The organism is Clostridium sp. UBA7339, assembly GCF_002470865.1.
Taxonomy (GTDB): Bacteria; Bacillota; Clostridia; order Clostridiales; family Clostridiaceae; genus Clostridium_J; species Clostridium_J sulfidigenes.
Window position 1 is genome coordinate 390,965 of record NZ_DKPI01000014.1, and the last position, 13,911, is coordinate 404,875.

At 31.9% G+C, this 13,911-nt stretch carries 4 protein-coding genes; 1 reads left to right on the plus strand and 3 read right to left on the minus strand.

Annotation, left to right across the window (positions count from 1 at the left end):
- Positions 1–49 precede the first annotated feature (49 nt).
- Together B2S02_RS16150 and B2S02_RS16155 are read right to left on the minus strand one after the other, a co-directional pair.
- On the minus strand, positions 50–6,196 hold the full coding sequence (locus tag B2S02_RS16150) for a S8 family serine peptidase (protein ID WP_346921030.1): 6,147 nt from the start codon (positions 6,194–6,196) through the stop codon (positions 50–52).
- A gap of 266 nt (positions 6,197–6,462) precedes the next feature.
- Positions 6,463–11,115, minus strand: a complete 4,653-nt coding sequence (locus B2S02_RS16155; protein WP_346921031.1) for a cell wall-binding repeat-containing protein — start codon at positions 11,113–11,115, stop codon at positions 6,463–6,465.
- 516 nt (positions 11,116–11,631) lie between these two features.
- Between B2S02_RS16155 and arsM the strand changes: the two genes are divergently transcribed.
- A complete protein-coding gene (gene arsM, locus B2S02_RS16160) occupies positions 11,632–12,423 on the plus strand; it encodes an arsenite methyltransferase (protein ID WP_346876549.1) in 792 nt (263 codons plus the stop codon).
- Between the two features lie 95 nt (positions 12,424–12,518).
- Here arsM and hisS read toward each other — a convergent pair whose 3' ends face one another.
- Positions 12,519–13,835, minus strand: a complete 1,317-nt coding sequence (gene hisS / locus B2S02_RS16165; protein ID WP_346847476.1) for a histidine--tRNA ligase — start codon at positions 13,833–13,835, stop codon at positions 12,519–12,521.
- Between the last annotated feature and the right edge of the window lie 76 nt (positions 13,836–13,911).

Below are 13,911 nucleotides of genomic sequence, written 5' to 3' on the forward strand. Positions count from 1 at the left end.
TGGTTTTATATTATAATTATATCTTCTTTTGTTTATTTGTTAATTTTAATTATTTTCTTCTTTTTAAAACTAGTGATCCAATTGCAACGGTAATTATACCTCCTAATGCCATTACACCACTTCCAACCATACCACCTGTTTGTGGTATCTTACCTGTTGGTTTGCTTGAAGTACTTGGATTACTTGGTTTTCCTGTACTTGGATTACTTGGTTTTTCTGGTTTTTCTGGATTACTCGGTTTTTCTGGGTTTCCCGGTTCTTCCGGCTTTTCTGGTTTCTCTGTCATCTTATATTCTACTACTGCACTTATATTACCAGCTTCATCTATAGCTCTTGCATAAATTATTACCTTTTCTTCAACCTTTACTGGTTCTTTATAGATAGCCCATGTTTTATTGTCTAAGCTATATTCCATTTTTATTGTATCTTTATCTGCTACAGTTAATGTTATTAAACCATCCTTCTCAGTTATAACTGGAGACTTAGGTGCTGTTCTATCTGGAACTGTATACTGTGCTAATTCACTTATATTACCAGATCCATCTATAGCTCTTACATATATTGTTGCTTTTTCATCAACTTTTACTGGTTCTGTGTAAATAGTCCAGTTTTTGTTATCTAAGCTATATTCTATTTTCGCCGTATCTTTGTCTGCTGCTTTTATTGTTACTACACCAGATTTTTCAGTTACAATCGGAGACTTAGGTGCTGTTACATCTGGAGATGTATAAGAAACTATAGCACTTACATTACCACTTTCATCTATAGCTCTAACATATATAGTCTCTTGTTCTTTTAATGCTACTGGTTCTGTATAGGTATCCCAGTTTTTATTGTCTAAGCTATATTCCATCTTCACTGTATCCTCATCTGCTGCTGTTAATGTTACTAAGCCATCCTTATCAGTAATAACAGGAGCTTTCGGTGCTGTTATATCTGGTATTGTGTAAGTTATTACACCACTAATATTACCAGCTTCATCTATAGCTCTTACATAAATAGTTGACTTTTCCGGTACCTGTACTGGTTCAATATATTCTTTCCATTCCTTACCATCTAAGCTATATTGTATAACTTTTGTGTCTTTATCTGCTGGTGTTAATGTTACCAAGCCTTTTTCTTCTTCTATTTTAGGAACTCCTGGTGCTGTCCTATCCGGTACTGTATACTTTCCTAGTTCACTTATATTCCCTACTTTGTCTATAGCTCTTACATATATTGTTGCTTTTTCATCAACTTTTACTGGTTCTGTATAAACAGCCCAGGTTTTATTATCTAAACTATATTCCATTTTTGTTGTATCTTCATCTGCTGCTGTTAATGTTACTAACCCATTCTCTTCAGCTATAGTTGGAGTTTTTGGAGGAGTAATATCTATTTCTTCAACACTAGTCTTACCATCCTTTACTGTTACAAGGAACATCTTATTTACACCATCTGCTAAAACTTCTACTTTGTATGGCTCAGTTTTATCTACTAGATATAAATAAATATTTTCGTCTTCTTCATGTCCTTTTGTTATATTCCAATCTACACCATCAACCTTAACATTTGTTACATTAGGTGCTGAAATTGTTGCTATATAAGGAGTTAAATCATTTATTCCTTTTAATGTGCACTCTTCTCCACCTTCACCTTTACCTATTGCTTGTCCTTTATCTGTTGCTGTAGCTTTTATTGTACCCTTTAATATGGTTATATCTTGTTTCTTACCACTATAACCACTACCTATAGCTGCACCATAACTACTTGAAGTTGCAGTAATGGTACCACCTTCAATATTTATAGTTCCAGCTTCACTTTTAGAGCCTCCACCTATGGCAGCACCTCTACTTGTAGTTGTAGCATTTACTACACCACCTGAAATATTTATTGATATTTTACCTTTAGCTGAAACACCTGAACCTATGGCTGCTCCAGCAGTTAAGGTACTCTTGCTATTTGATTCAGCGCTTAAACTACCACCTGAAACTAATATATTGTAATCTGTCTTACCCATACTACAATCACCTATAGTCGCGCCATTACTACAGTTAATTGCTTTAATTTCACCACCAGTAACTTTAATTGTTCCAGGTAATTTATCAATATTTTCAGCTCCTGATCCACTACCTATAGTTGCTGATCCATTATAGCTCTTAACATCTGCAATAGCTGTTACCTTACCACCACTTATATTTATATTAGTAGCAATACCGCCATATCCACCGCCTATGGCTGCACCTGCTCCATAGGTAGTAGCATTAATAACACCATCACTTATATTTATTGTACCAGAATCCATAATTTTCTCTGAACTTCCGCCACCAATACATGCTCCATAATTATTTTTTGATGCTATTACGTTTAATGTACCCTTACCTAATATTTCAAGCTCTGTACCATAAGCTGCACTTATAATAGCTCTATCTGAGTACTCAGATACACTTGTAAGGGTATTATCACCTTTTAATGTTAAAGTATTCTTAGCTCCTTTAAATTCAATTGCATTTTTAAAGAATGAAGTTACTTTTGTATTGAAATTATTTATTACAAGGTCTACATTTCCCTCACAGCTTATGTCTACGCCAGAATATGGATTCATATTTGTATTTGTATTATTTCCAACAATAGATACTGATTTTGCTGTATCTTTTATTACAACTGTTTTATCTAATAAATCTACTGGAAGTTTATAATTACCATCATTATAAATTATATATGGCGCTTTTAATTCAGTAGTGAGTTCATCTTTATCTACAACTTTTAATGTAGTAGAATCTGTTTTTCCATTTACTGTAGAAACTGTAATTGTGGTTTCACCTTTAGTCAGAGCCTTAACATAACCGGTTTCACTTATTGTTGCAACATCTTCATTAGAAGAGGACCATGTTAAAGTCTTATCCTTTGAATTATAAGGATTTACTTTAGCACTCATTTGAAATTCTGAGCCTTCTGCCAATTCAAGATTTCTATCCTTCAAGGTTACACTTTCAGGGGCAATATCTCCCTCAGATAATGCAATAGAATCAGTTTCTAGGAAATTCATAGCATAATCCACGGCCACGACTTTTACTGATTCCATATTTAAGTCACCTATCTTAAATATTTGGTCATATTCACTTCCTGTTTTATCTTTATCTAACACAATAATTTCTGTTAAAGGATCTCCTTTTTCATCTACTAATTGCATACCTTGTAAGTAATGATTATCTTTTAAAGTTATAGTTAGATATTTTACTCCATCAATTGTTTGAATTTTTGTATTTATCAATTCTGGTTCTTGTGTATCAATTGTAACTGGGAATTTAATCTCTTGTAAATCCTTTTCACCCCCCCCTATTGGTATTCCACTTATTTTATAAGTATAAACTCCATCCTCAAGAGGCTTATTTCCCTTACTATTCATACTATCCCAACCAGCACCATCTACTGCATAGGTAATGCTACCACTATTTCCATCATAGAAGGATTTAGTTTCTTTTCCAGCCTTATTTTTATAAACTTCATTGCCTTTGCTATCAGTTACTGTGTAACTTACTTCTTCTGCATTTCTCAATAATCCAACTACTGCATTTACAGAATAAGAGCCGTTAATATTTGGTCCTATAGCAATCTTATTTTCATCAGCTATTACAGGTTTATCCTTCCCATTAAAAAGATTTACCCCTAGGTAACTTCCTTTCCAAGTAGTTCTATTGAAATATCCAAGAGTAGTTTCATACATAGCTGCTGTTTCATCATCGTATAAATCGTTATCAAATATTGGTATAGCTTGCCAATCTCCATAGAAGCCTACAAATGGAAAATTCAAATTAATCTTATCCGTATTTTCAGATATAAGTGTAACAAAACCATCAATGAAAGTTCCATTATTACAGACTTTTAAATCTTTCTTTGCACTATCAGTAAGTTTTAAAGAAATACTTATAGATTCTGTTTTTCCTCCATCTACTGTTATAATATTTCCCTCTACTCCTTCTAATGTAACACTTACCTTAGATGCATCTAATTCTTCAGAAGCTTGTGCAAAGAATTTGCCTTCATCTGTAGCCAATATTTTTTCTGTTAAAACTGTAGTATCTACAGTATACTTAACTGGCAAATCTGATGTGTTCTTTACACTAAATTTGAAAGAATATTCACCTGATGTACTATCACCCAATTCAGCCTTTGGTTTTCCATCACTTCCAATTAAGTATGCTGATGTTTTTACAGCACTATAAATATTAGCAACTCCAGAACCTTGTTTACGTGGTGAATATGCAACGCCATCTGGATCAGTTGCAGGAATTGATGTACTCATCAACAATTGTGTTGCTAATAATTCTTTCTCCTTCATTGTTAAAGAAGGAAACTTTTCATTTATATATTGTCTCACTAAGCTAGAAGCACCAGCCATATGAGGGGTAGCCATTGATGTACCACTCATTGAACCATAAACTCCTCCTGGTAATGTAGAGTATATGTCTCCTCCCGGAGCTGTTATTTCTGGTTTTAATTTCAAATCTGGACTTACACCCCAAGATGAAAAGTCAGACATTTGACCTTTGGAAATTGAATCAAAGGCTTCCTTGTATGATTTTGATATAGAAATGTTTTTTTCTGACTTATTAACGAGGATTTCACCATGTTCCTTTGAAATAAAAATAGCTGGTATTTTACCATCAGTCTTCATATTTAATAGGTTTCCTGGAGCATTGTCATAAACAATAACTCCTGATGCTCCTGCAGTAACAGCATTAGTCTCTTTCTCTGTAAAAGTTATGGTTCCACGTTTTACTAGAACTATTTTACCCTTTACATCAATATTTTTAAAATCATCTACTGTGCCAATACCTGGAATAACTACATATTCTACTGATTCACCTTCAAGAGAATTAAATTCTTTACTAGTTCCCTCATTTGCATCTGTATATCTTATTTTTGTTTCATCCGCTAATATATATGCTCCAATTATTTTGCTATTATTAATACTTGCAACTGATGTGGCAGCATTATAGGTTGATGGAGATCCCACCATAGAATTATCTGGATTAGATACTAATGGAAGATCTATTCCTAAATTAGAATTATAACTTGAGCTATAGTCATTTCCTGCTGCACACATTAAATTTATTCCTGCTTCTGCTACTCTATCATAGGTTTTATTAATTACCTCTTCAGCTTCTGCTGTAAATCCAGCCCCTGAACCAAGACTCATATTAATTGCATCTGCACCTAATGCTACTGCATCGTTTAATGCTGCTAAAATATCACTATCTCTTGCCCCACTAGACTTATCACTAAATACTTTCATAATCATAAGTTGTGCATCTGGAGCAACTCCAGTTAAATTTTCACCATTAGCCCCTACTGTTCCAGCTACATGAGTACCATGACTTTGTAAATCCTTTACATCATTATCTTTATCTGCATAATCATAGGCAAAAGGAATCTTCTCACTCTTATATATCTTACCCTTTGCATTTGTATATTTAGAATTCATAAGATCAGTAATTTCAGTTTCTGTGTACTTTATGTCTTCTGGACTATTTTTAAACGCTTCGTGATTAACATCTAGTCCAGTGTCTAACACTGCAACAACCATATTTTTACCTGTATATCCTGCTTTATTAGCCTCATTAGAACTAATAATTTCACTACTATTTTTCATAGTCGGTTCATGCCCAACTTCTGGTTCTGGTAAATAGTGAATTGTTGAAACAAATGCATTTTTTACTCCTTTAACTGCCTTAATGGTATCTAAATCACCGTATTTAGCAGTTAAGGAAAATCCATTCATTACCACAGTGTATTCTTGTTCCACAACTATAGGAACTTCTTTCAAAATTCTTTTCGTTACAACTTCTTGTTCTTTCAATAATTTGTTATTAATTCCTTGAGATTTTGCTGACGTGATAAAAGATGATACATTATCAGATGTCTTCTCTGCTGAATAATATTCAATTAAAGGCTTGTCCTCTAATTCAACAATAATAGTTACCTCATCATTAGATTTATATAGTGGATCCAATTCACTGCTTGACTGAGAATCTGTTATAGCACTTAATATTGTTTTTTCCCCTCTAGTAATTGAATGCGCTCTACTGACATCAATATGCAATTCATTATTATCCGCATATGCTACAAATCCATTTGTAGTAAATACAGAAGTGGTCATTACGATAATAGTAAAAATTCCTGCCATGATACGCCTTAACCTATCACTTTTCATACATATCCCCCCTATACATTTTTTAATGCATAATTTTACATTTATAAGAATATTTTAACATTGTATTCATTTATTTCAAGAGGATTTTTTCTTTGTATTTCTCACTTTTACTACATTAAAAAAATATTTATATCGTATGCGATTTATATTTTGGGATTTTTAAACATATACGTGTACTAAAATATAAATAATTGCAATATATTCATATTTTACATAAAAAACATCCTAGGCATTACTACCTAGGATATTTTACTATTATCTTTATTTTACTTATTATTTATTCTATTTGCTAAATCTTGCACAGCAGTTTTACTAACTTCTCCACCCACTTCTACTACTTTCTTAACTAACATCTTATCTGCTAAAGACTTTTGTTTATCAGATAAATTAGAATTAGTTATTATAACTGGTGAACCTGTTTTAGCTGCTAGAGGTGCAACTACTAGAGAATCTACTAACTTCATACTTTCAGTTACATACATATTTTTTTGCTCTTTTGCAAATAATTTTTCTATAACTAATGCATTAGTTTCGTATCTATCTGCTCCTCCTATTCTATTTTTAGCTATATCCTCAGATGTGATTTTATTTAAATCTTTCATAACTGAGTTCTTAACTACACCTTCTCCACCTATAACATAAGCTGATTTAAGTTTTTGATTTTTAAGCCATGATAATACTTTCTCAGGAATCTTTTTAGTATCAACTAATATTATTGGAGTCTTATCTGTAGCTGCTTTAGATGAAATAGTTACTGCATCTGCTGGAGCATATCCACCTACTACATAGATATTTTCAACATTCTTTTGTCTATCTATCTGTGTAGCCACTGCTAGTGAAGTTTCATATCTATTTGCTCCACCTAATCTTACTACATCAATTCCCATCTTAGCCATCTCTTTAACTGTAGCTTCAGATACAACACCTGTTCCACCTACTACATAAACCGTTTTAACACCTAATCTCTTTAATTCAGTCTTTGTAGCTTCAGTTAATTTACCAACTTCAGTTAATAGTATTGGTGCGTCGTAGTTTGCTGCAAGAGGTGCTGCTACTAAAGCATCAGCATATGCTGTTCCATTAGCTATTACAGCCATATCAGACTTTTCCCAACCAGTCTTACTAACTTCTACTGCTGTTGCATATCTATCTTTTCCATATAATCTACCAGTAGACTCAACAATCTTTTTAACCTTTTTAACAGTTATTTCCTTAACAGTTGTATTTCCTGCATCATCTATAGCTTCAACAGAAATTTTATTTTCACCTTCAGCTAATTTTACTTCATAAGCTAAATCATATTTAGCACTTTCTAAATCATTAAAGTATGACCAATCTGGTGCTATTGTTTTAACAACATTACCATTTACCTTAACTTTTAAGCTTGGTAGGTTATCGTTTATTTTACCAGAAATAATTACTGAATCTTTAGTAGTTTCAGATGGTACAGCTGCAAGGTTAACTACTGGTGCTGTAGTATCTACAAATATTTTATGAGCAAATTCTATTTTATTATTTGCAGCATCTCTCGCAGCAACCATAATGCTATGATATCCATCTTTTAATTCTACTTCAGTTGAGAAATTCCAAAGACCACTATGAGTATCAAAGGTTAATGGTACGTTCTTTCCATTTACAGTAAACTCTGCTATAGCTGAAGCATCCTTTACGGTACCTTCAACAACTACTTTACCACTCTTTGATACTCCAAAGAATTCTGGTCCTTCAACCATCACTGTAGGAATTGTAGTATCTCCTTGTGCTGCTCCTGTAGGCTCCTTATATTCTCCTGTAGTTGCTTCTGTTACTTTAGTAGACGTTTTATTTTGTGCATAATCATAAACTTCTACAGAACACTTTTTATAATCTAACTTGCTTAAATCAAATTTTCCTGTTGCATTTTCTTCTAATGCTTTACCATCACTAATAAGTACATATTTATAAACATGTCCCTTATTATTATCTTCTGCAATTACTTCTAGTTGTTTAGTATCTTTATCATAATTAACTTTATTAACTGCAGGTGCCTTTGTATCAACATTTACCTTAAAGTCAAAGTTTTGCCATTTAGCATTATCATAATCTACTTTTGCTTTAACTCTATAAGTATATGCACCATCTGCAACTACCTTATTGTTAACAGTTCCATCCCAAGTAGCATCTTTGCGGATACTATACTTATCGTATTTTCCATCATGGTAATGCTTTCTTACATTGAAATCTTGAGTTAAATTTCTTATAACTTTTCCATCTTTATCTAATACTTCTATATCCAATTCCTTCATATTTCTTAAGTAAGAAAGAATAGGTAATATTGCATCATTTGCACCATCACCATTTGGTGAGAATGCAACTTTATTACCATCTGTATTTTTACCTGATAAATCTACACCTAGGAAATCTAAATCACTATTTACTATAGATGTAACTCCATAGAAAGAATCTCTTTCTGTTTCATAGATTGATGCATCTATAGCTGGAGCTTTATCCCATGCTCCCTTAAATCCTAGATATGGAATACTTAAAGTTGGGTTTGTATCTGTAGGATCAGATAAAGTTACAAATCCCTCAACATATCCACCATTTACAAAAACATCTTCAATGGATGCTTTATTAAATGCTGTTATAGTATTGCTTAAATCCACAGTAGCAGTAAGTTGAGCTTTTCCATTTTTAGCTACTTTAATTGTATTATTACTAAAAGATATTGGGAATTTTTTAGTATCTTTATTAATTATATTTTGTGCTTCTAAAAGTGTATATCCTTTATACATTAAATCTGTTTGAACAGTACCTGCCACATTATAAGTTAATTCTTTGTCACTAAAGTTCTGAACTTCTATAGTAAATGTAGCTTTATTATCTTTAATTTCTTTTAAATTGACCTTACATTCACCAGTAGTTGTATCTGTAACTATAGCTGGTGTAGTAGTAGACGCTTGAAGATCCATAATTCCAGCACCCTGTCTTCTAGGTGATGTATAGTTGGGTCCTGCAACAACTCCTTCTGCCTGATTTGCTCCATTGTCTACATGAGCTACGGCTGTACTCATCATTAACTTTTTAGCCATTTTAGCTCTTGCTTCACCAGTTAATTTAAAGTCTTTATCTACTCTTTGAAGTACTAATGCTGATCCACCTGCTACATGTGGTGAAGCCATAGATGTACCACTCATGTTTCCATATTTATTATTATTAAGTGTTGACCATATATTACCACCAGGTGCAGTAATTTCAGGTTTAAACTCTAAATCTGGAGTAGTTCCCCAAGATGTAAAATCTGACATGCTTCCTTTAACTGTATTAGGAACTGATATAGTATTACCATTTGCTACAACCTTAACTTCTGAAGTTTTTAGTTGTGTAGCAATTTTAGCACCAAATGAATTCCCTATAAATAACGCTGGAATTGTACCCCCCTCTGGATACATCATACTTATAAGTCCTTCTCCACCACTAGCATTATTATAAACTATAACTGCACTAGCGCCTGCTGCTTCAGCATTAGCTATTTTATCTGTAAAATTATAACCACCACGCTCGATCAAAGCTAAATTACCTTTTACTTCTGCTGGGAAGTGTTCTGGTAATCCACCTAATCCACAATCTACAGCTTTAAGTTCTTTTCCTTTAAATACAGATAAAATATCTGTTCCTGATGAAGCATATGGAGCTATATTCTTTTCTCCACCAATTGAAAATTCTAGTCCATATCCAGTAACAACATTGTTTTCTATAGATGCTACTTGAAGAGAATCTGTTGCTAACCCTGGAGAACCAACAACACCGTAGTCAGGATTTTCTGCATATGGATTATCATGCCCATTTCCAAACACATTAGCATTTCCTGCTGATAATGCCATAACTACACCATTATCAACAGCTCTATTAACAGCAACTTGCTCTAAATCTGTATCATCTACAAAGGATGCCGTTGAACCTAAACTCATATTAATAACATCTGCGCCAAGAAGTACTGAATCATCTATAGCCTTAACTATAACATCACCAAAGGTAGACGCCATAGCTGGGTCATTACCAAATACCTTCATTGCAAGAATTTGTGCTTCCGGAGCAACGCCCTTAATTCCATCCTTGCTAGTATCTCCATTAGCTCCTACTGTTCCTGCAACGTGCATTCCATGCATTGAAGCATCTGGACCTAAATCTAAGATTTCTTGATTATTATCCATGTAGTTGTATCCATAAGGAACCTTTGAGGTTCTATAGGTACCTAGTAATTTCTTTTCCTTAGATATAGCTTGTACTTCATCTGCTTGAAGTTCAGCTTTATTTTTATCTGTAAGAACCATATCTTTATGTGTTGAATCCACACCAGTATCAATAACTGCTACTACTGTACCTTCTCCATTGTATCCACTAGCCCAGGTTTGCTCCGTTTTTATGATTTCACCACTATTATTCATCATAGGCTCTGGTCTTTCATATTCATTAGCAATAGTAACTGACTTAATTCCAGCCATACTTTCGAGATTTTTAGCTTGTCCTAATGTAGTTTTCATACTAAATCCATTAGCTACATTAGTAAAGCTATTTATAACTTCAAATTTAATTCCTTTAGAACTGATTTTACTTTGTAATGATCGTTGTTCTTTTAAAACTTGGCTTTGAAGTTTACCAACTTCAAATTTACTCATTTCATCAAGTTTTATCCCCTTTTTAGTAGCCTTTTCAAGTACTGCCTCACTGTCTAACTCTACTATAACTCTAACTTCATCAGAGTCTTTAATTGTTTGAAGTGCTGGCTCTTGTTTTATCTGAGCCTGTAATACCATTAGTTTTTCTTTACTTTCTCCCAAAGACTTAACTAGTTCATTAGGAGAAGCAAACGCTGTCATTGTTGAACCTAACACTAAAGATAGAGCTAGTCCAACAGATATGCCCTTTTTAAAGTTCATTAAATTACCCCCTTGATATATAATTTTCTTAACCTTATATGATATGTATATAAACTTATTAACTTATGTTAATTATTTTATATACTTTTAAGAATATATTAACAGTATAAGAATTTATTTCAATAAAAAAATTATCTGATTTTTCTTCCATAAACACTATTCTATTACATAAAAATACTTTTTATTGTTTTTTTATCCATATATTTGATATTTTTTCAACATGTAAATCCATAATAATCCAAATATCTACATTATTTCGAAAATAAAGTATAACAAAAATTTTAACTTCGTATACCTAATTATTCTTAATTTTATTTAAAATTTATATTTTGTTAACTATATATTCATTGATTTTATAATCAAATTATGATTTAAAATCACATTGATTTATTATATATTAATCCATTTTATCTACTACTAAGTATAAATAAGCCATTTTATATAGTATAATAAAATGCATAATATACTAATTATTGCTTACCCTACTATTTAATAAATAATTAAGGAGAGTTTTATATGAATCCAAATAAAAACTTACTAATAAAAAATGCTGTTCGTGAAAGCTATAAAAACATAGCTCTCGGAAAGATAGATAAAAATAGTTGCTGCAGCACTAGTAAAATATCTCTTAAAAAGTCCGCAGTAGAAATTTCAAATAAAATAGGGTACTCTGAAGAAGAAATAAACTCTGTACCTTCAGGAGTAAATATGGGACTTGGCTGTGGTAATCCTCTTTCTATATCTAACTTAAGTCCTAATGAAACTGTTTTAGATTTGGGAAGTGGCGGTGGATTTGATTGTTTTCTAGCTTCAAAAAAAGTTGGTCCTACGGGTTTTGTAATTGGAGTTGATATGACTCATGAAATGTTAAGAAAAGCTCGAATGGCAGCCTCTCAAAACGGCTATAAAAATATAGATTTTAGACTTGGCGAAATTGAAAACTTACCTGTAGCAGACAACATTGTAGATGTAGTTATTTCTAACTGTGTTATAAATCTATCTCCAAATAAACAAAGGGTTTATGATGAAATATATAGAGTTCTAAAACCTGGTGGACGTATTGCAATTTCTGATATAGTTTTAATGAGGGAACTTACAGAGGACATGAAGGCGGATGAATCTTTATATTGTGGGTGAGTTACCGGTGCTTCTTCAGTTGAAGAATTAGAAGTATACTTAAAAAACTCAGGTTTTAAAGAAATTAATATAACTACTAAAGCCGTTCCTAATGAATATGAGGAAAAGTGGGGACATAATCTTAAAGTTGGAGAATACATAATGTCTTCATATATAAAAGCATTTAAATAATACTTAAATAAAAAATGATTAGAGTTAATTGACTCTAATCATTTTTATACTAAAAATGTTATATCATTTATTAGATTTTAATACTACCATTATAATTATCTACTATTTAAAATTGAAATACATTCTTCTGTAGATACTAATTGTTGCTCACCATTTTCCATATTTTTCAAAAGTATTTTATTAGATGTTTTCTCATCTTCTCCAATGATAATAACATATGGTATAGCTAATTTATTTGCATATTTCATTTTTTTAGCAAACTTTCCACCTTCAAGGTAAATATCAACCTTAACTTTAGATTTTCTTAATTGATTACAAACTTCAATACCATAATCAAAATCTTCATCCATTGGTATCACTAAAACATCTATAAGTGAATTACTATCTAAATCTATAATATTACTTTCCATAAAACTCCAGAATAATCTTGTTAATCCAATAGATATACCAACTCCAGGAAGCTTCTTATCCGTATAAAACTGGGCTAAATCATCATATCTACCACCTGAACACACTGAACCAAATTCTGGATAATCATCTAAGAATGTTTCATATACTGTTCCAGTATAATAATCTAATCCTCTAGTTATCTTAAAGTCAACTACATAATTTTTATCAGGAATTCCAAAAGCTTTTATATACTTATTTACAGTTTCTAATTCTTCAACACCTTCTAAAAATCTTTCGTTGGTCACTGAACTATTTTTTAAGAACTGAATCTTCTCCTCATTGCTACCTTCTATAGTTATAAATTTAATAACCTCATCTATTCCTTCACTGGTTTTTATATATTCCTCTAATTCTTCTCTGACCTTGGCTTCTCCAATCTTTTCAATTTTATCTACAACTCTTAATACCTCTATATAATTATCTATATTTAAACTTCTTAAAAATCCATCTAGGATTTTTCTATTATTAATTCTTATTTTAAAGTTATCAAAGCCTAACTCTTTAAATATTTTATATATAGTACTAGGAATCTGGGCATCATTTACTATGCTTAATGCTCCATTTCCAATTACATCTACATCACACTGATAAAATTCTCTAAATCTACCCCTCTGATTCCTCTCACCTCTATAAACTTTTCCAATTTGATATCTTTTAAATGGAAAGGCTATTTCTTCCATGTGTTGAGCTACATAACGTGCAAGTGGTACTGTTAAGTCAAATCTTAATGCCATCTCTGTACTACCCTTAGTTAAAGTATATATTTGCTTTTCTGTGTCTCCACCAGTTTTAGCAAGTAATACTTCACTTTTTTCAATTATAGGAGTGTCTATAGGTAGAAATCCAAAAGACTCATAATTTCTTCTAATGACATCATAAACATTATTAAAGGCTACTTGCTCTCTTGGAGTAAGCTCCATAAATCCTGGCAATATACTAGGCTTTGTTATTTTTGTACTCATATCAATCTCTCCTTAATTTATAAAACTTATATAATATTTATCTGAAAATCTAAAGCTTTCATACTATAAAAAAATC

Excerpts from the sequence above, each read along its gene's own strand:
- B2S02_RS16150 (WP_346921030.1), bottom strand. The coding sequence starts at position 6,196 with ATGAAAAGTGATAGGTTAAGGCGTATCATGGCAGGAATTTTTACTATT.
- B2S02_RS16155 (WP_346921031.1), bottom strand. The coding sequence starts at position 11,115 with ATGAACTTTAAAAAGGGCATATCTGTTGGACTAGCTCTATCTTTAGTG.
- hisS (WP_346847476.1), bottom strand. The coding sequence starts at position 13,835 with ATGAGTACAAAAATAACAAAGCCTAGTATATTGCCAGGATTTATGGAG.